Annotated in this window: 17 protein-coding genes and 2 pseudogenes; 6 read left to right on the top strand and 13 right to left on the bottom strand. The window is 74.4% G+C overall.

What is annotated here, in order from left to right; all coding sequences use genetic code 11:
• On the top strand, positions 1 to 732 hold the full coding sequence (hemQ, locus tag KYY02_RS11145; RefSeq protein WP_371237655.1) for a hydrogen peroxide-dependent heme synthase: 732 nt from the start codon (positions 1 to 3) through the stop codon (positions 730 to 732).
• Here the strand turns inward: hemQ and KYY02_RS11140 are convergent, their stop codons facing one another.
• From KYY02_RS11140 to KYY02_RS11120, 5 genes and pseudogenes are all read right to left on the bottom strand, one after another.
• On the bottom strand, positions 733 to 2,346 hold the full coding sequence (locus KYY02_RS11140; protein WP_371237654.1) for an alpha/beta hydrolase: 1,614 nt from the start codon (positions 2,344 to 2,346) through the stop codon (positions 733 to 735). It abuts the gene before it with no gap.
• 93 nt (positions 2,347 to 2,439) lie between these two features.
• Complete coding sequence (locus KYY02_RS11135) at positions 2,440 to 3,219, bottom strand: TIGR04222 domain-containing membrane protein (RefSeq protein ID WP_371237653.1); 780 nt, start codon at positions 3,217 to 3,219, stop codon at positions 2,440 to 2,442.
• A gap of 107 nt (positions 3,220 to 3,326) precedes the next feature.
• The gene (locus KYY02_RS11130; RefSeq protein ID WP_371237652.1) at positions 3,327 to 4,631 is read right to left on the bottom strand and encodes an MbnB/TglH/ChrH family RiPP precursor modification enzyme; all 1,305 of its coding nucleotides are present in this window, start codon (positions 4,629 to 4,631) and stop codon (positions 3,327 to 3,329) included.
• A gap of 94 nt (positions 4,632 to 4,725) precedes the next feature.
• Positions 4,726 to 5,041: pseudogene (locus KYY02_RS11125) on the bottom strand (hypothetical protein); the annotation flags it as partial.
• A gap of 160 nt (positions 5,042 to 5,201) precedes the next feature.
• The gene (locus tag KYY02_RS11120; RefSeq protein WP_371237650.1) at positions 5,202 to 6,146 is read right to left on the bottom strand and encodes a C45 family autoproteolytic acyltransferase/hydrolase; all 945 of its coding nucleotides are present in this window, start codon (positions 6,144 to 6,146) and stop codon (positions 5,202 to 5,204) included.
• Between the two features lie 335 nt (positions 6,147 to 6,481).
• Between KYY02_RS11120 and KYY02_RS11115 the strand changes: the two genes are divergently transcribed.
• From KYY02_RS11115 to KYY02_RS11095, 5 genes are read left to right on the top strand one after another with little or no spacing between them, the layout of a single operon-like run.
• Entirely contained in the window at positions 6,482 to 7,408 is a 927-nt protein-coding gene (locus KYY02_RS11115) for a DUF4129 domain-containing protein (RefSeq protein WP_371237649.1), read from the top strand.
• Positions 7,405 to 7,980 (top strand): hypothetical protein, encoded by a 576-nt coding sequence (locus KYY02_RS11110; protein ID WP_371237647.1) that lies wholly within the window; start codon positions 7,405 to 7,407, stop codon positions 7,978 to 7,980. The genes KYY02_RS11115 and KYY02_RS11110 overlap by 4 nt, the downstream gene beginning before the upstream one ends.
• Positions 7,977 to 8,975: an AAA family ATPase gene (locus KYY02_RS11105; protein ID WP_371237646.1), complete on the top strand. Its 999-nt coding sequence runs from the start codon at positions 7,977 to 7,979 to the stop codon at positions 8,973 to 8,975. The genes KYY02_RS11110 and KYY02_RS11105 overlap by 4 nt, the downstream gene beginning before the upstream one ends.
• Positions 8,972 to 10,309 (top strand): DUF58 domain-containing protein, encoded by a 1,338-nt coding sequence (locus tag KYY02_RS11100; protein WP_371237645.1) that lies wholly within the window; start codon positions 8,972 to 8,974, stop codon positions 10,307 to 10,309. The genes KYY02_RS11105 and KYY02_RS11100 overlap by 4 nt, the downstream gene beginning before the upstream one ends.
• Positions 10,306 to 10,923, top strand: a complete 618-nt coding sequence (locus tag KYY02_RS11095) for a hypothetical protein (protein WP_371237644.1) — start codon at positions 10,306 to 10,308, stop codon at positions 10,921 to 10,923. Before KYY02_RS11100 ends, KYY02_RS11095 begins: the two co-directional genes overlap by 4 nt.
• A gap of 322 nt (positions 10,924 to 11,245) precedes the next feature.
• Here KYY02_RS11095 and KYY02_RS11090 read toward each other — a convergent pair whose 3' ends face one another.
• The 8 genes and pseudogenes from KYY02_RS11090 to zapE form a co-directional block, all read right to left on the bottom strand.
• Entirely contained in the window at positions 11,246 to 11,962 is a 717-nt protein-coding gene (locus KYY02_RS11090) for a peptidyl-tRNA hydrolase (protein ID WP_371237642.1), read from the bottom strand.
• A gap of 34 nt (positions 11,963 to 11,996) precedes the next feature.
• Complete coding sequence (locus tag KYY02_RS11085; RefSeq protein ID WP_371237641.1) at positions 11,997 to 12,182, bottom strand: hypothetical protein; 186 nt, start codon at positions 12,180 to 12,182, stop codon at positions 11,997 to 11,999.
• Between the two features lie 19 nt (positions 12,183 to 12,201).
• The gene (locus KYY02_RS11080; RefSeq protein ID WP_371237640.1) at positions 12,202 to 13,044 is read right to left on the bottom strand and encodes a polysaccharide deacetylase family protein; all 843 of its coding nucleotides are present in this window, start codon (positions 13,042 to 13,044) and stop codon (positions 12,202 to 12,204) included.
• 92 nt (positions 13,045 to 13,136) lie between these two features.
• Positions 13,137 to 14,660, bottom strand: coding sequence for an FAD-dependent oxidoreductase (locus KYY02_RS11075; RefSeq protein WP_371237639.1), 1,524 nt, complete (start codon positions 14,658 to 14,660; stop codon positions 13,137 to 13,139).
• Between the two features lie 212 nt (positions 14,661 to 14,872).
• Positions 14,873 to 15,052, bottom strand: a pseudogene (locus KYY02_RS11070) (alkaline phosphatase PhoX); the annotation flags it as partial.
• Positions 15,053 to 15,332: 280 nt separating this feature from the next.
• Positions 15,333 to 16,805: a SulP family inorganic anion transporter gene (locus KYY02_RS11065; protein ID WP_371237725.1), complete on the bottom strand. Its 1,473-nt coding sequence runs from the start codon at positions 16,803 to 16,805 to the stop codon at positions 15,333 to 15,335.
• 13 nt (positions 16,806 to 16,818) lie between these two features.
• Complete coding sequence (locus KYY02_RS11060) at positions 16,819 to 17,400, bottom strand: carbonic anhydrase (protein WP_371237637.1); 582 nt, start codon at positions 17,398 to 17,400, stop codon at positions 16,819 to 16,821.
• Positions 17,401 to 17,795: 395 nt separating this feature from the next.
• Positions 17,796 to 18,896: a cell division protein ZapE gene (gene zapE, locus KYY02_RS11055; RefSeq protein ID WP_371237636.1), complete on the bottom strand. Its 1,101-nt coding sequence runs from the start codon at positions 18,894 to 18,896 to the stop codon at positions 17,796 to 17,798.
• Positions 18,897 to 18,913: the final 17 nt, after the last annotated feature.

The raw sequence follows: 18,913 nt of genomic DNA, 5'->3' as shown, positions 1-18,913 counted from the left end.
ATGAGTGACGACGCCACCACCCCCGCACCCGACCGGATCCCGAACAAGGGCAAGCTGGCCAAGGACCTCAACGAGGTCATCCGCTACACCCTCTGGTCCGTCTTCAGGCTGAAGGACGTCCTGCCGGAGGACCGCGCCGGGTACGCCGACGAGGTCCAGGAACTGTTCGACCGGCTCGCCGCCGAGGACGTCACCGTCCGCGGCACCTACGACCTGTCGGGCCTGCGCGCGGACGCCGACCTCATGATCTGGTGGCACGCCGAGACCGCCGACCAGCTCCAGGAGGCCTACAACCTCTTCCGCCGCACCAGGCTGGGCCGCGCCCTGGAGCCGGTCTGGTCGAACATGGCGCTGCACCGGCCCGCCGAGTTCAACCGCTCGCACATCCCGGCGTTCCTCGCCGACGAGACGCCCCGCGACTATGTGAGCGTCTACCCCTTCGTGCGCTCCTACGACTGGTACCTGCTGCCCGACGAGGACCGCCGGCGCATGCTCGCCGACCACGGCAAGATGGCCCGCGGCTACCCGGACGTGCGCGCCAACACGGTCGCCTCGTTCTCGCTGGGCGACTACGAGTGGATCCTCGCCTTCGAGGCCGACGAACTGCACCGGATCGTCGACCTCATGCGCCACCTGCGCGGCTCGGAGGCCCGGATGCACGTCCGCGAGGAGGTCCCGTTCTTCACGGGCCGCCGCAAGGACGTCGCGGAACTGGTCGCGGGCCTGGCCTGATCAGACGGCGGGCCGGTCCTCCCCGGCCCGCCGGCCCGCCGGGGCCGGCGTCGGTCCGGGCTCCGGGCGCGGTGCGCACGAGGCGCGCCGCCCCGGGACGCGGCCGTCCAGCAGGTACGCCTCCAGGTGGGCGTGCACACAGGGGTTGGCCCCGCCCGCGAGGCCGTGGCTGCCGGCGTCCCGCTCGGTCACCAGCGCCGACCCCGCCAGCCGCCGGTGCAGCTCCAGGGCGCCGTCGTACGGGGTGGCCGCGTCCCGCTCCGCCGCCAGGATCAGCGTCGGCGGCAGCTCACCGCTGTCCGCGCGCACGTCCAGCGGCCGCTGCCGCGGCGCCCGCCAGTAGGCGCACGGCAGATTGGTCCACACGTTGGCCCAGGTCTCGAAGGGCGCGCGGCGCGCGAGCCGGGTGTTGTCCCGGTCCCACACCGCCCAGTCCGTCGGCCAGGGCGCGTCGTTGCACTCCACGGCGAGGTACACCGCCCGCGCGTTCTCCGCCTCCGCCGCCGCCTCTGGATGCTCCCGGGCCTGTTCCACCAGCGGTGCGGGATCGCCCTTCAGGTACGCCGACAGCGCGTGTGCCCGGTGCGGCCAGTGGTCGTCGTAGTACCCGGTCTTCAGGAACGCCGCCTGCAACTGCTCAGGGCCGACCTCCCCGCCCGCCGGTTCCTCCGCCAGCCGCGCACGGACCTGGTCGTAACCGGCCTGCACCTCGCGCGCCGTGTCCCCCAGCCCGTACACGCCGTCGTGCCGGGCGACCCAGGCCCGGAAGTCCGCCCAGCGGTCCTCGAACGCCGCCGACTGGTCGAGGTTGTTGCGGTACCAGATCCGCTCCGGGTCCGGGTTCACCGCCGAGTCGAACACCATCCGCCGTACGTGCGAGGGGAACAGGGTGGCGTACAGCGCCCCGAAGTACGTGCCGTACGACGAGCCCAGGAACGTCAGCCGGTCCTCGCCGAGCGCGGCGCGCAGGACGTCCAGGTCACGGGCGTTGTTGAGGGAGTTGTAGTACCGCAGTGCGTCGCCGTTCCGCTCGGCGCAGCCCCGCGCGTACGCCTTGGCCCGCGCGACGCGCTCCCGCTTGTCCGCCGGCGAGGGGTGGACCGGCGCCTTCGAGGGGCCCTCGAAGAACGTCCCGGGGTCCGTGCAGGACAGCGGCGCCGAACGGCCCACCCCGCGCGGGGCGTAGCCGACGAGGTCGTACGCCGCCGCGAGGCGCTTCCACTCGGGCAGCGTGCCCATCATGGGGAAGTACATGCCGGTGGCGCCCGGCCCGCCAGGGTTGTGCACCAGGGAGCCCTGCCGGCGCACCTTGCGCTTGCTGTTGTCGGGGTCCTTCCCGGTGGCCCGGACGCGGCTGACGGTGAGTTCGATCTGCTTCCCGTCGGGGCGGGCGTAGTCGAGCGGGACGCGCAGCGTGCCGCACCGGACGGTGTCCGGCAGCTCCTGCCCGGCGGGGCACGGGCCGAAGTCGATGCCCTCGGCCGCGGCCCGCGCGGCGGCCGTCGCGGTGCCGCGCAGCTCGGCGTCGACGGGTCCCGCGGCGGCCGGGGCGGCGGCCAGGGTGGTGAGCAGCAAGGACCCGGCGGCCACGTGGACGGCGGTGGCGGTTCTCATCGACGGACGATCCCTTCGGTGCACGGTGGCGACAAAAGGGATGTTTCGCCCGGTGTCGGCGTGAGGCAAGCACCGTACGCCGGGGTGTCGGCGTCAACGCCCCCGAGGAGGCGCCCGGTGGGCGAAGGCCGCGCGCAGTTCCGGCTCGCCCACCGCGCGGATGCCGCGCACCGCGACGGAGGTGAGGTACGCGCGGTCGTCACCGGCGTCGCCGGCGTCGCGGGTCAGCGTGCCCAGCAGACGCTGACCGGCCGGGGAGGCCCACGGCGAGTACGGGTGGACCTCGAACCGCGCGATGGCCAGACAGCCCAGCGTGAGGAGCAGCGGCAGTGCGAACCACAGCGCGACCAGCAGGCGCGGCATCTCCGACGGGACGGGCATGAGCAGGGCGGCCGCCGCCAGTCCCCCCACGGCCGGCACGGCGAGCCGCACCTGCCGCACCGCCTCGGCGACGGTCGTCCTGCCGCCGTCGGGCACTGCCAGCCCGGCGCCGACCAGCCGCTCGGAGATCCCGTGCACGGCGTCCGCGGTCGCCGCGGCGGCCCGCACCGGCGCGATGGGCGACTGCCCCTGAGGCCCTATCGCCCCTATCACCGACCGCTCCATCTCGTCCCGCCCGCACGGATCGACGACCGTGGCCCAGCCGGTGTGCGCCAGCAGCAGGCGTCGTTGACGGGCCATCGCGACGAGCGTGAGGTCGGCGACCCGCCCGGGCCCACCGGACAGGAACGCGGCCTCGTACAGCGTCAGACCGCGTTCCGCCCCCGCGTCGGAGCCGGCCGCGTCGGCGCCGCGCACGGCGGCCAGGCACAGCCGCAGACACGTCGCACCGGCGACGGCCCAGGCCAGGAGCAGGAGAGGGACCCAGAACATGAGTTGTTTGTAAACGCGTGCCCGCGACAACACCATGCCCTGTTCACGATCCGGGACGGAGTGTTGTGCGTATGTGATGTCCCGCCCGGATCGCCGGGCGCCGGCGGTCAACGCCGCAGCAGCACCCGCCGGGTGGCCCGCGCCAGCCGCGCCGCCGGCCGGTGCGACCGCGGCTTCGGCCCCGACCGCTCCAGCCACCACTCCCGCAACGCGCGCCGCGCCGACGCGTCCTGCGGCCGCCCGGCCAGCACGTGCTCGGCGAAGTCCAGCGCGTCCCGCCGGTAGCCGCCGGTCATCGGCCGCGTCTGCGCGTACGCGAGGAAGGCGGCCCGGTATCCGTCCCCGAGGATCACCGGCAGTTCGGGCGCGACCTTGGCGACGACGTCGGCCCGCTTGGCGGCGAGCGCCCGCGCCTGCACGCCCATCCGCACCCGGTCGAACCCCTCCGGCACGGGCGTCCCGGCCACCAGCGCGGACAGCACCGCCGTCTGCGCGAGCGCGAGCCGCTCCCGGGCGGCCCCGGGGCAGCCCCGCCGCGGCTCGGGGCGGACACCCACGGCCGGCGCCGCGCCCGCGCCCCGGCGCCGCGCCCCCTCCTCGACCGCTTGCCGGACCGCGCCCAGCTCCCGTTCCAGCTCCTGCGCTTCCGGGAAGTTCTCGTCCCGCTCCAGCAGCACGCCGGGAGGGGAGATTCGGGAGGCGAGGTCGGTGAGGACGTCGAGCACGGGCCGCGGAACGGGGTGGGCGTGGCTGTCGTGCCACACGCCGTCCCGCTCGAACCCGCCCGCGACATGGACGTACGCGACGGCCTCCAGGGGCAGTCCGGCGAGCGCCTCGGCCGGGTCCTCGCCCCGGTTGACGTGGTTGGTGTGCAGGTTGGCGACGTCGATGAGGAGCCGTACGCCGGTCCGGTCGGCCAGCTCGTACAGGAACTGCCCCTCGGTCATCTCCTCGCCGGGCCACGAGAACAGCGCGGCGATGTTCTCCACGGCGAGCGGCACGGGCAGCGCGTCCTGCGCGATGCGGACGTTCTCGCACAGCACGTCGAGGGCGTCCCGGGTGCGTGGCACGGGCAGCAGGTGCCCGGCCTCGACCGGCGACGAGGCGGTCAGCGCCCCGCCCGCCCGGACGAACGCGATGTGCTCGGTGACGAGCGGCGACCCGAGCGCCTCCGCCCGCTCGGCGAGGGCGGCCAGCCGCCCCTCGTCGGGCCGCTCGGCCCCGCCAAGACCCAGCGACACCCCGTGCGGCACGACGGTCACCCCGCGCTCCCGCAGCCGCACCAGCGACTCGGGCAGATGCCCGGGACACACGTTCTCGGCCACGGCCTCGACCCAGTCGATCCCCGGCATGCCCTCGACGGCCTCCGCGATCTCCGGCCGCCACCCGATCCCCGTCCCCAGCCGCAGCATCGTCCCCTCCTCCACCCTCCACCGGTGTGTCCGGCCCCCGTAGGTGAGGGGGATATGGCCTCCCGGCACACCCCCGAACCGCGCCCGTCCACCTTCAGAGGAACATTTGAGGTTGGGCGCGCGCCGGCCGGGTGAAGCCGGCGAGCACGCGGAAGTCGTCCTCCCCAAGCCCGATCCGCGGATCGACGCGGTGCAGCAGCCCGGCCCCGGGGCGGTGGGCGGCCGCATAGGCCCGGCCGCGCTCGCTCTGCTCGTCGTCCGCCCAGGCGAACGGACGCCCGTCGGCGTACTCCACGAGCGGACCGGTCTTCCGGTGCACGCCGTCGGGCCGCTTCCGGAAGCAGGGCGCCGCCGAAGGCGGCGAAGGGCAGCTCGGGCCGGGCTGCTGGGGGTCCGGCCGGGCGGACGGCGTACGGCACCGGTCACGCACGGGAGCGTGGCCGGCGTGCCGAGCCTGCTCCTCCTGCGGGCGGCCGGCCGGGACGTCGGGCCCGTGCGGGCCGATGCCGTGGCGCGTGCGGCACCCGGCCCGGCCGGGTACGTGCGGGTCGTGCGGGCGCGGCCCGGTGCTCAGCCGGCCCGACCGAGCGCGATGACGCGGGAGCCGGGAGCGAAGGCGGCGAAGGACTGGCCCCAGGACTCGTCGGGCCAGTGGTAGGTCACCCGGCCCTCGGCGGGCCGGTAGCGGGCCGTGTAGACCGTCCCCAGCCCTTCGTCGTACGCGTACTGGTACAGCGGTGGCCTCAGCATCGCCGCGACGTCCTCGCCCGCCGCCCGGACGGCGCTCAGCCGCTCCTGGGTCCGGGAGAACCGCTCCTGGTCGTCCGGCACCGGCAGGTGCTGGTGGTTGGCGGCGCAGGCGTCCGGCGCCTCGGTCAGCGGGATGTCCGGTCCCACGAACACCGTGGCCGCCTTCCCGGAGTCCACGAGGGTGACGTTCTGCGGGATGGCGACCGGTATGGACCGCAGTGCGCCGATCGCCTCGTCGACGGTGCCGCACGTCTCCAGCAGATAGCGCAGCACGATGGGAACGGCGAAGCCGGGGCCGTGGACGAAGCGGCCGCCGAAGGTGAGCGAGACCGCCAGCCCGGCGTCGTTCATGCCGTCCAGCAGGCCCCAGGCCCCTTCCTGCATTCCGATGACCGGGCGGAGGAAGTGCGAGGAGACGATGGTGCCTTCGCACTCGTCGGGGGCGAAGTCGTAGTTGCGCAGCAGGGTGCCGCTCGCGCCGATCTGGGTGCAGCCCGAGAAGAACGGCCGCACGGCGGCGAGGGTGAGGAAGGTTTCCCCGCCCGGCCGGTCGAGGCGACGGGCGAGCCGCTCCAGGACCGGGACCAGCTCCGGCATGTGGGTCTCGAACAGCGCCCGGGCACGGCCGGCGCCTTCCGCCGTCCGCCCCTCCTCGGTCATCCACTCCTGCGCGCGCGGCCACAGGGGCCGCGCACAGGCTGCCCAGCGGTCGTCGCCGCCGTCGCCGATCTCGACGGCGTGGAAGGCCTTCTGCGGGTGGCTCACGTCTGTCGTCTCCTCACCGGCCCCGGACGGAGTAGAGGCGACCTAACTGATTTCATGGTCGATCCCCGGCCCCGCCCGGCCCGTTGGCGCTCTTCGTGCCCGGTACCACTGTGCGGCGGCGCTCTCGTCCCCGCGCCCCCGCCTCCGCGGAGCACACGGCCGTACCGGGCGACGTCAGGGCGTGCGGGTGATGACGGAGTGGAGACGGATCGCCTGCCGAGTGTCCGTTCGGCGGGATGCACGGAAGCGGCGAAGCGCGCCGTGGGCAGGCGGCCGGCCCTGTGTCAGGATGTGGTGAACTGACGTTCGGAGAAAGCGCGTTCAGCGGGGGCGACATGGAGCAGAGGGAGGGGCGTCGGGCGGTGCCCGGGGCGGTGGTCGCCGCCGGGGTCGTCGGGGCGCTGACCCTGGCCGCCCTCGTGCTGCGGCCCGCCGAAGGGCTGCTGCACTCCGGCAAGGGGCCGCTCGGCCACGGGGGCTTCGTCGCGATCGGGGCGTCCGTCGCCTGGGCGGCGGGGGGCATGTACGCCACCAAGCGCCTTCGCCGCCGGGTCGACGCCGGCCGGGCCGGGCTGCCGCCGGGCGAGGAGCGGCTGCGGCAGGCCGCCGTGCCGCTGCTGCTCGCCGGACCGGGCGTCATCGGCGTCCTGGCCCTGGTCCTGCACCGGTTCGACCACGACAGCACACCGCCGGCCGCGCCGACGGACCCCCGGTCGCAGCCGCCTCCCGCACCGCCGGCCCTCGGCGGACCGACGCCCGGCGAGGAGGCGGGGAGCGGACCGTCCGTGCCGCTGCACCTCCTGCTCGGCCTGCTGGCCGCGGTCGTCCTCGTGATCGTCACGGTGGCCGTCGTACGGCGACTGCGAGGGCGCGGGCTGGCGGCGCCAACGCGCCCCGGCCCGGCGGGCGCCCCGGCGGAGGAGGACGACGCGCGTCTGCTCCTGTCCGCCGTGCGCTCGGGCCGGCGAGCCCTGGCCGACACCGGTGACGTCCGGGCGGCCGTCATCGCCTGTTACGCCGCGATGGAGGACGCCCTCGTCGCGTCCGGCGTGCAGCGGCGCGCCTCCGACAGCCCCTCCGACCTGCTCACCCGCGCCGCCGACGCCGGCCTCGCCCCGGCTCCGGCCGCGCCGCGTCTCACTGAGCTGTTCCGCGAGGCCCGTTACTCCTCGCACCCGATGGGCGCCCCGCACCGCGAGGCCGCGGCCGGCGCCCTGGAGGAGATCGCCGCGCTGCTCCAGGACCGGGAGGCCGCGCGGTGAGCAGGCCCACGGACCCGGCTCCGGGGCGGGACACGCTCACGCTGCGCCGGCTCGGGCTGTCCGGCGGCGCGGTCGCCGGGTCCGGTGTCCTGCTCGTCCTGCTCCTCGACGGGCCCGAGGCGGCCGGCGCCGTGGTGACCGTGCTCGTCGTCGCGGCGCTGGTCGTCGCCCGGTACGTCGCAGGGGCGGACGCCTTCGACTCCGGACGGCGGGACGAGGTGCGGCTGTTGCGGACGCGAGCGCCGGGCATGGGCGAGTGGCGACGGAACGTGGGCACCACCACGGGACCCGACGGCGCCCTCTACTACCGCGCGGTGCTCCGGCCCCAACTGCGCCGCCTGTTCGCCGCCGCGCTCGCCGAGCACCACCACGTCTCGCTCGACCACCAGCCCCGACGCGCCGCCGAGTTGATCGGACCCGAGCTGTGGCCGTGGCTGGGGCACGAACCGCCCCTGACCGGACCCGACGGCGACGTCCCCCTGGACGTGCTGTGCCGTCTCGTCGACCGGCTCGAGGCACTCGGCGCACCCCGCACACGCACCCTCCGCACCCGTAAGGAAGAGACCACGTGACGAGTCCCTCCACGCCCCCGCCCCGCACCGCGGAGCAGGTCGGTGAGCAGGCCGGTGCCGTACTGCGCGAGATCGGCCGTGCCGTCGTCGGCAAGTCGGACGCCCTCGAACTCGTGATGCTGGCCGTGCTGGCCGGCGGACACGTCCTCGTGGAGGACCTGCCGGGGCTCGGCAAGACGCTGCTCGCACGGTCCTTCGCCACCACGCTCGGCCTGGACTTCCGCCGGATCCAGTTCACCCCCGACCTGCTTCCGTCGGACGTCACCGGAACGCCGCTGTACGACCGGCGCACCGGCGAGATGGTGTTCCATCCCGGCCCGGTCTTCACGCACCTCCTGCTCGCCGACGAGATCAACCGGACGCCGCCCAAGACACAGGCCGCACTGCTCGAGGCGATGGCCGAGTCGCAGGTGACCGTGGACGGCGAGACCCGGCCGCTCGCCGACCCGTTCCTGGTGATCGCGACCGCCAACCCGGTCGAGTACGAGGGCACCTACTCCCTGCCCGAGGCCCAGCTCGACCGGTTCCAGCTGCGGGTGCGGATGGGTTATCTGGCCGCCTCGGAGGAGCTGGCGATGCTGCGGGCCCGGATCGACCGGGCCGCGCCCGAGGCCGTGCTCGACGCGCTCGCGGGACCGGCCGACGTCGTGGCGTGGCGGGCCGTCGTGGAGCGCGTGGAGATCGACGACGACCTGCTGGAGTACGCCGTCGCACTCGTCGGCGCGACCCGCGACCACCCCCAGATCAGCATCGGCGCCTCGCCGCGCGGTGGTCTCGCCCTGGTGCAACTCGCGCGCGCACGGGCCGTGCTGGACGGCCGGGACTATGTCGTTCCGGAGGACCTCAAGCACCTCGCGGTGCCCGCTCTGGCCCACCGGGTGTCGTTGAGGCCGGAGTTGTGGGTGCGCGAGATGTCCGCGGACGACGTGCTGCGGGAGATCGTCGACAGCGTCGGCACGCCGTCCACGCGGCGTACGGCCGCCCTGCGGTCGTGACCCCGCCCGTACCCGCGCCGCGGCCGAGCGCCGCGGTGGTCCGCGCCCTGGAGGGGCGCACCTCTCCGGCACAGCCACCGCCCCCGCCGCCCGGCGGACCGCGCCCCGGCGAGCGGACACTGCGCCTGCTGACCGTCGCCGTCGTCGCCCTGTCCGCCGCCCTGCTCACCGGCCGGGCGTGGCTGCTCGCGCTCGCCGCGGCGCCGCTGGTGCTGCTGGCGCTCGCGCTGCCACGTACGTCCGTCCGTCGCGTCGAGACGTCGGTGGGCGTCGAACCGAAACGCTGCTTCGAGGGCGACACCGTCACCCTCCGCATCTCGGTGGCCCACGACGGCGGCGCCGTCCGCCTCGACCCCGGCGTCACCCTCGGCCCGGGCCTGCGGCTCGACGAGGTCGTCGTCGGCCCGTCCACGGTGACGCTGCGCCACACCGCGTTGCGCTGGGGGCGCTGGTCGCTCGGCCCGGTGGACCTCGACGTGTACGACGCAGGGGGCACCGTGCGCCGCACCGTGCGGGTCGAGGCGACCGAGGTGTCGGTGTTCCCGGACGCCGCGCAGGCCCGGTTCACGCCGATCCCGGTACGGCTGCCGCAGCGACTCGGCGAGCACGCCTCCTCGCAGGCCGGAGAGGGTGTCGAGGTCGTCGGGGTGGGGCCGTGGGTGCCCGGGGAACGGCAGCGGCGCATCCACTGGCCGTCGACGACCCGGCGCGGGGCCGTGCAACTGCACCGGTTCGCGGCCGAGCGGGCCGCCGACACGGTGATGCTGCTCGACGCGTTCGGGGACGTCGTCGATCCGGCGACCGGGGTCTCGTCCCTGGACGAGACGGTGCGGGCCGCCACCGGGCTCGCCCGCGCCTATCTGCGCACTCACGACCGGGTGGGGGTCGTCTCGACCGGGGGCACCACGCGGTGGCTGGCGCCGGGGACCGGGGACGCGGCGTTCCACCGCATCGTCGAGAGCGTCCTCGACGTCCGCAAGGACCGGCGGTTCGACGGGCCCGGACTCGAGCGGGTGCCGCCGCCCGCGCTGCCGCAGGGAGCCCTGGTGTACGTGTTCACTCCGCTGAGCGACGCACGGGTGCTGAAGGTGCTGCGGGACCTTCAGGGACGGGACCGCCGACCGGTCGTCGTGGAGATCCCGAGCGGGGATCCGCATATCGAGCCCGGGGACACGGTCGGCGAGTTGGGGCTGCGGTTGTGGCACGCGGACCGGGACGCGATGCGGTTCGCCCTGCGGGACAGCGGAGTGCCGGTGTTGCGGCACGTCGTGGGCGAGTCGTTGGACCTGGCGTTGGCGCCGTTGCTGTCGGGGCGGATCGGGGGGCGGGGGTGAGCGGGGCGACGCCGCCCGACGCGCGGGTGGCCCTCCGGGAGTACGCGCGGTACTGGGCCGGGACCGTGCCGGTGCGGGTGCTCGGGGTGGCGGCCGTCGTGGCGGCGTGGCGGCCGTGGGCGGCGGTGGGCGGGACGGTGCTGTTCGGATGCGCGGTCGTCTTCGCGGCGTGGGCGGCGCCGGCGCTGGACCGGCGGCCGTCGCTGGAGTCGGCGCGCTGGTCCCACGCCCTGCTGCGGCACCGGACGACCGTGCTGGCGGGCGGTGTGGTGGTGATCGCGGCGTTCGGGGATCCGGCGTGGTGGGAGGCGGCCGGTGTGGTGGTGCTGCTGGTCGCGTACCTGGTGACGAGTGAGACATGGCCGTGGAGACGGGGACGCGGGGCCGCGCGGGTGTGGGGGGAGGCCGCCGCCGCGTGTGCGGGGGCCGGGGTGGTGACGGCCGCCGCGGTGTTTCCGGCGCCCGTGCTGGAGTCCGGGGCGGGACGGGTGATCGCGGCCGGCGTGGTGGTGGGAACGGCGGTGGTCGGCGGGGGAGCGCTGGGGGCCCGGCGGTGGGGCGGGAGGAGGCAGGCGGGTGAGGCCGGATGCGGATGGGGCCGGACGGGACGGTGACCGGACGGCGGCGAAGGCGGACAGGAGCGTGTCGGTGCGGAGCTCCGGCGTCCCGGCGCCCGGGACGCGCACGGACGCTTCCCGGCCGCCGACGGCCCGGGCGAGGGAGACCCACGAGGTGGCGTCCGTGCCGACGAGGGGGTACGAGTACCGGCCGTCGGGAGCTTCGTCGTCGGTGTCCTGAACGCCGGATTCGACGGTTGTCCCGTCGGTTTCGTCGAAGGCGTGTCCGGTGTGGCGGGGCAGCGGTTCGGGGAAGCCGCGCAGGCGGCGCCCCATGAGCCGACCGGTGATCGGCTCGGTCGCACGTCATCCGTCCCCGTCACCGCAGCGCCGGGTGGTCCGCCACCACCGTGCAGGAGCCCGGGGCGATCTCCGTGAAGCCCGCGTCGCGGACCGTGGGGAGGCCGCCGGCCGTCAGGGCGGGCCAGTGGGACGGGTCGGCGGTGCGGACCGCCAGGGGGAAGCCGGTGGCCCGCCAGGCGGCGCGGGCCTCGTCCGGGAGGTCCCACCAGGCCAGTTGGGCGGCGTGGCCCGTCTGGGCCATGGCCTTGCCGGCCGACATGCCGAGGGCGGGGTTCAGCCACAGGACGGGGGCCGCCGGGTCCGCCGGGGGGACGGGGGCGAGGTCGTCCAGGTCCGTGCCGGAGACCTGGAGACGGGCCAGGTCCTTGGGCCAGCCGTCCAGGGGAACGGGCGGGAAGACCCGGACCTCCGCCGACCTGCCGGTGACCGTGATGCCGGGGAGGGCCTCCGCGCGGCGCCACTCCGCGCCGCGTGCCCGGCGCACCACCTTGCGGATGCGGGCGTCCTGCCAGTCGCGCATCGCCCGCGCCCACTCGCCCTCGCCGGCCGAACGCTCGTCGGCCAGCATCACCAGCACCGCGCGGGCCGCCGTCTCCAGGGCGTCCGTACGGGCCGGGGGCGCCGCCCGCTCGATGCGGACCACCAGGGGCAGGACGTACTGGGGTGCCGCGTCGCGGGCGCCCGGGTCGGGGCGGAAGGGGCTGTCGGCGGAAGGGGTTCGGTCGTTGTCCACGGGGGACAGTCTGCCAACCCGCGCGGGGGCGCCGTCAGCCGGAGCAGGAGGTGCGCTCGGCCTCCCGCCACTCGCAGACCGGGCACAGCGTGACGCCCTTGTACGACTCCGGGTGCTCCGTCGGCTCCCGGCAGAGCACGCACGCCGCGTACGGCGGGCCGTCGGCCTGGGGCGGCCGGGCGACGTCGATCAGGCAGTAGTCGTTGTCGGTGTCGCTCATGACTCCAGCGTAGGGCGGCTCAGCCCCGGCCGTTCACCGCCGCGATCATGTCGGACACCTGCACGAAGCGGTAGCCCCGGCGGCGCAGCTCCGGGACGATTCTCCGTACGGCCCGTTCCGTGGTCGGGGCCGCGCTGCGGGTGCAGTGCAGGACGACCACCGAGCCGGGACGCACGCCGTCCAGCACCTGCCGGGCCACCGCCTCCGCGTCCGTGGCGAACGCGTCGCCGCCCACCACGTCCCACTGCACGGCCGTCACCCCGGCCGGGGTCAGCGCCTTGAGCGCCGTACGGTCGTAGCAGCCGCCGGGGAAGCGGAAGTACGGCTTCGGATCGGGCACGCCCACCTTCCGGAACACCGCGTACGCCCGTTCCACGTCCGCCCGCATCCGGTCGGCGGAGACGGTCGGCAGGCCGTAGCAGTCACCGGTGAACGCGTAGTGGCTGTAGGAGTGGTTGGCGACCTCGAAGAGCGGGTCCCGGCCGAGGGAGCGGACCTGGTCCGGGTACTCCTCGGCCCAGCGGCCCGTCACGAACACCGTGGCCGGCACCTTCAGCGTGCGCAGGGCGGCGATGAGCCGCGGGTGGTCGAAGCGCTCGCCGGCCGCCGCTCTCGGACCCTGGTCGGCGGTCATGTCGGCGTCGAAGGTGAGGGCGACCGTCCGGTCACCGGTGCGCGGGCCGTGGTGGAAGACCGGGGTCAGGCCGGAGGGGCCCGCGACGAGGGTGGCAGGGGCCGAGGGCATGGAGGGCGCGGAGGGCGCGGGGCGGGGCGCCTGCGGGGCGGGGCGGGTGGTGGCGCAGGCGGCGAGCGAGGTGGCCAGCACGCATACGGCGGCTGCTCGGCGTACGAGAGTGATCACCGTACGACAATATGATCGCCGTTCCGGCTTTCCTGCCGTTGCGCCGGAGAACCGGCCCCCGCGTCACCCGGGTGGGTGCCCGCCCCCGCCGCTCAGATGTCGCGCCGTTCCAGCGGTCGTGTCGCCGGGCCCTGGATGACCTTGCCGTCCGTGTCGAAGCGGGAGCCGTGGCAGGGGCACTCCCAGGCGCGTTCGGCGGCGTTGAAGTCCACCAGGCAGCCCATGTGGGTGCACCGTGCGGAGACGGCGTGCAGGGTGCCGTCCTCGTCGCGGTAGACCGCGAGCCGGCCGCCCTCCGTGCGGACCACGGCGCCCTCGCCCGGCGGCAGCGCCTCGGCGGGCGGCGCCGGGCGCAGCCGGTCGCCGACGAAGTGCCTGGCCACCTGCGCCTGGTGCTTGAGGAAGGACGGCGCCTCACGCACGGCGGAGGCCAGCCGGCGAGGGTCGTACAGCTCGCTCCACGCGCACTCCCCGCCGGTGATCTGCGCGGTGAGCAGCAGGCCCGCCATCATGCCGCCGCTCATGCCCCAGCCGCCGAAACCGGTGGCGACGTAGGTGTGCCGGGCGCCCGGGTGCAGCGGACCGACCAGCGGCACGGTGTCGGTGGGGTCGTTGTCCTGGGTGGCCCAGGAGTGGGTGAGTTCCACACCGGGGAAGTGCGCGCGGGCCCAGGCGGAGAGGCGGTCGAAGCGGGCCCGCGTGTCGCCCGTGCCCGGCGTGAAGTGCTCACCGGTGATCACGAGGAAGCGGCGGGTGCCGTCCTCGCCGTAGGGAGCCGTGCGCACCGAGCGCGTGTTCTCCTCCGGGGTGATGTACATCCCGCCCGGATCCTGACCGGCCGGGACCGGCCCGGCGACGACCAGTTCGCGGCGCGGGGAGAGGCGGGTGAACAGCAGCGCCCGGTCGAAGACCGGGTAGTGGGTGGCGACCACGACGTCCCGGGCCGTCACCGTCGCCCCGGCCGCCGTGGACAGCCGGTTCGGCGTGCCCTCCTCCAGACCGAGGACGGTGGTGTCCTCGTGGATGCGCCCGCCGTGCGCGACGATGTCGTCCGCGAGGGCCAGCAGGTACTTGCGCGGATGGAACTGCGCCTGGTCCCTCACCTCGACGGCGCCCGCCACCGGGAACGGCAGGCCGGTCTCCGTCACGAAGGAGGCCGGCAGCCCGGCCTCCCGCGCCGCCCGGGCCTCCGCGCGCAGCTCCTCCACCCGGTCCGCGTCCCGGACGTAGGTGTACGAGCTGCGGCGCTCCCACTCGCAGTCGACGCCGAGCTCCTCCACGACCCGGGCGGTGTGCTCGATCGCCTCGGACTGCGAACGGGCGTACAGACGCGCGCCCTCGGCGCCCCGGGTACGGCGCAGCTTGTCGTAGACCAGCGTGTGCAGGGCGGAGATCTTGGCCGTGGTGTGCCCGGTGACGCCGGCCGCGACCCGCCCGGCCTCCAGTACCGCGACGCTCCTGCCCGCCCGCGCCAGCTCCCGGGCCGTGCACAGACCGGCGATGCCCCCGCCGATCACGGCCACGTCGACGTCGAGGTCCTCGGCCAGGGGGGCGTGCCGACCGCCCGGCGCGGTCTGGAGCCAGTACGAACCACCTGCTTGCTGCTTCTCCGTCATACGGCGCCGGGTACCCCGGTGCGGCCGGTTCACCGTCCGGGTGGACCGCTTGCGCGGCGGACGGCGCGGGACTGACGTACCACCACATGGTTGCAGAAAGGAACGGTGGGACGGGCGGGACCGACGAAACCGTGGACCGGCTGCTCCACGCCCCGGCCGACGCGACGCGGCGCGACGTACTCCGTCGCTGTGTCCGGGGTGAGCTGTCCGTGTCACGTCTGGCCGCGGCAGGGGCCCGGCACGGCGGACGTCGTGCCGGGCGTGCAGCAGGTGACGTACGTGGTGCGGCCGTCCGGGGAGAAGGTGACCCCGGCGGACTCGTCCCACTCCGGGTTCCCGGCCGTCCCGATGCTCTGACGACCGCGCGCCATCGCGTAGACCTCCCCCGGCGCGTGACGCCCGAGGCAGACCGTGCCGCCGGCGGTTGTGGTGGCGGTGAGGAACTCCTCGACCATGCCGGCCTCCCGGTCGGAGACCTGGTGTGTCTGCTCCTGTGGCGATGTGCCCGGTGCTCGGTGCGGGGGCCGTACCCGGGCGGAGGGCGGGGACGGGCCGGGCCGGGTGGGGTGGTATCGCCCCGCCGCCCCTTCCCGTCCCGCCCCCGGACCTCCGTCCGCGCTCCCGCGGCGGAGCCGTGTGCCGGCACGGCCCCGCGCCCAGGGAGCCGCGCTCCTAATGTGTCGCGACCGGCGTCTCCGTGAGTTTCACCGGGGGGGTGCCCGGGGTGCTGTGCCGTTCGGACCAGTTCTTCAGGGCCGTGTGGCAGGCGTGGTCCACGTGGTGGAGGCCGGTGAGGTCCAGTTCCACGGGGCGGTTCTGGGGGAGGGACTCCAGGGTGTCCAGGATCTTCGGGAGACGCAGGAAGGTCGCGTTGCCCGAGAGGTACACCTGGATGGGGCCCGCGCCCTTGTCTATGACCTCCAGCTTCACCTGCGAGGCTTCCCAGGCCGTCTTGACGACCGACAGGGCCAGACCGATCAGCACACCCTCGAACATGTTCACCACGACGATCGACACGGCGGTGACCACGAGGATCAGCGCCTCGCCCCGGTGCCCCCGCCACAGCGTGACGACGGCGCGGAACGGGACGAGCTTCCAGCCCGCGTGCACGAGGATGCCGGCCAGCGTGGGCAGCGGGATCAGCGCCAGCGCGGCCGGCAGCAGCGCGGCGAACAGCAGCAGCCACACGCCGTGCATCACACGTGAGGCCTTGGTCTTCGCGCCCGCGCCGACGTTGGCGGAGCTGCGCACGATCACCGCGGTCATCGGCAGCGCGCCGAGCAGACCGCACACCGTGTTACCGGTGCCCTGCGCGATCATCTCCTTGTCGTACTCGGTGCGCGGACCGTCATGCAGCCGGTCCACGGCCGCCGCGCTGAACAGGCTCTCCGCCGAGGCGATCAGCGCGAACGCGATGATGGTGCCCCAGATGGCCGGACTGAGCAGCTCGCCGAACGCCTCGGCCCCCGGCGGCTGGATGACACCGAGCAGACCCTCCACCTGCACGGTGGTGACCGGCAGGCTGAAGGCCAGGGAGGCGGCCGTGGTCAGGATCACCGCCGCGAGGGCGCCGGGTACGGCCTGCGCCCCCTTCGGTATCTTCTTCCACAGCACGATGACGGCAATGGTGCCCGCGCCGATCGCGAGGGAGACCAGGGCCCGTGTGCTGCCGAGCGCGTCGGCGAACGCACCGGGCAGCCCGACGATCTTGCCGATGCCGGTCTCCGGCGCCTTCAGGCCCGCCGCCGCGTAGAGCTGGCCGGCGATGATCACCAGGCCGATGCCGCAGAGCATGCCCTCGACGACGGAGACGGAGATCGCCCTGAACCAGCGGCCGATCCCGACGAAGCCCATGGCGAGCTGGAGCAGACCGGCGATGAGCACGATCACGCCGAGCGTGCCCACGCCGAACTCGCTGACGGCCTCGAAGACCAGCACGGTCAGGCCGGCCGCCGGGCCGGACACCTGCAGGCTGCTGCCGGGCATGAGCCCGGTGACGATTCCGCCCACGATACCGGTGACCAGGCCCACCTCGGCCGGGACGCCGGAGGCGACCGCCACGCCGACGCACAGCGGCACGGCGACCAGGAAGACGACGATGGAGGCGAGGAAGTCCTGCCTCAGGTAAGGGAACTTCGACAGCATGGTCATCGGTCCCTCAGAGCGCCTTGAACGTGTCGGACTCGGCGTGATGTTCGTGCACGGTTCCGGTATGGATCTCGTAGTACCAGCCGTGCAGCTGGAGTTCGCCGGCCTCGAGGCGCTGTTCGACGCACGGGTAGGAGCGCAGCCGCAGCAACTGCGTCAGCACGTGGTTCTGCACGGCTTCGGCGACCGTCGGGTCGCCGGGGTCGGTGCACTCGGGCTCGTCGGCGGCGTGCGCCAGCCAGTCGCGCACGGCGGGTACGGCGTCCAGGTCGTCGCCGCGCACCAGCGCGCCGACGGCCCCGCAGTGGGAGTGGCCGCAGACCACGATGTCCGTGACGCCGAGGACCCCCACGGCGTACTCGATGGTGGCGGCTTCGCCGGTGGGGCGCCCGGATGCGTACGGCGGGACGACGTTGCCCGCGGTGCGCAGCTCGAAGAGCTCGCCGGGCCGGGCGCCCGTGATCAGGGCCGGTACGACCCTGGAGTCGGAGCAGGTGATGAACAGGACGTCGGGGGACTGGCCCTCGGCGAGGTGGGCGAACTCCTCAGGGCGCTGTCCGAACGTACGGGCGTTGTCGATGAGGGGTTGCATCTGGCTGTACCTCCTGGCGCGCGTGGGGACGCGTCGGACGGGCATGACAAAGGTCGGACTCCGCTGACCCATGGCCCTTGCTTCACGGGATGTATGCGCGAGTGTGAAGGGCGAAGGGGGGCGAAGGGGTGAAGCGAAGGTAAAGCGACGACAAGGGGCCGGGGGTGGGGCCGCGGTCGCCGGACCTTGGAACATGCGTGCTTCGTAAAGTGGTTCGCACCTCACCCGCACGCCAAAGCCTGGTCAACGGTTGGTCAAGAAGCACATTAACCCTGCAAAGTCCTTTGCAGGGTTAACTCGGTGTTTCATGGCGGAGAGAGCCTGAAAAGAAAGGGTGTGTTGGCGTGAACCCGCCCTTGATCAGGGGTGATCCGACCGGATGTTCGACGTGGGGCTCACCGGTTCCCGGTGAGCCGTCCCGCGTCGCGGGCCAGCGCGGTGAGCCGCGAGATCGCCCGGAAGTACTTCTTGCGGTAGCCGCCCTTCAGCATCTCCTCGCCGAACAGCCGGTCGAACGGCAGCCCCGACGCGAGTACCGGCACCTCACGGTCGTAGAGCCGGTCCGCGAGGACGACGAGCCGGAGCGCGGTCGACTGGTCCGGCACCGGGCGCACACCGGTGAGGCACACCGCGCGGAGTCCGTCGGTCAGGGCGCCGTAGCGGCTGGGGTGGACCCGCGCGAGATGGTCCAGCAGGTCGGGGAAGGCGTCGAGCGAGGCGCCCCCGATCGCGTGCGCCGTCCGTGTCACCAGCTCGTCGGAGTACGGCGCCGGCGCCTCGGGCAGGCCCCGGTGGCGGTAGTCCTCGCCGTCGATGCGCAGGGCGCGGAAGTGGGCCGACAGGCCCTGGATCTCGCGCAGGAAGTCCGCCGCCGCGAACCGGCCCTCGCCGAGCTTGCCCGGCAGCGTGTTCGAGGTGGCGGCGAGCGCCACGCCGGCCTCGACCAGCTTTCCGAGCAGGGTGGAGACGAGCACGGTGTCGCCCGGGTCGTCCAGCTCGAACTCGTCGATGCACAGCAGGCGGTGCCCGGAGAGGGTCTTCACGGTCTGCTGGAAGCCGAGGGCGCCGACCAGGTTGGTCAGCTCCACGAAGGTGCCGAACGCCTTGCGGGAGGGCTCGGCCGGGGTGGCGTGCCACAGGGAGGCCAGCAGGTGGGTCTTGCCGACGCCGTAGCCGCCGTCGAGGTAGACGCCGCGCGGGCCCGCCGGGGCCTTCTTCCGCGCCGTGCCGAAGCCGAACAGCCTGCGCCGGCCCGAGCCGCCCGCCGCCGCGTCGAGACCGGCCGCGAAGCCCTCGAGGACGCGCACGGCCTCGGTCTGGCTCGGCTGGTCCGGGTCCGGGACGTAGGTGGAGAAGCGGACCGAGTCGAACCGCGGCGGCGGCACCATCTCGGCTACGAGCCGGTCCGCGGGCACGTGCGGCTCACGGGCGCACAGCGACAGCGGGGCCGCGCCGGATATCGGACCGGGACGGGGGGCTGGGGAGGAGGACGACACGATTCACCATGCTACGG

The organism is Streptomyces pimonensis (assembly GCF_041380215.1).
In the GTDB taxonomy this organism is placed as follows: Bacteria; Actinomycetota; Actinomycetes; order Streptomycetales; family Streptomycetaceae; genus Streptomyces; species Streptomyces pimonensis.
The sequence above is the reverse complement of the archived record's forward strand: the minus strand, read 5'-3'. Positions and strand labels throughout refer to the sequence as shown.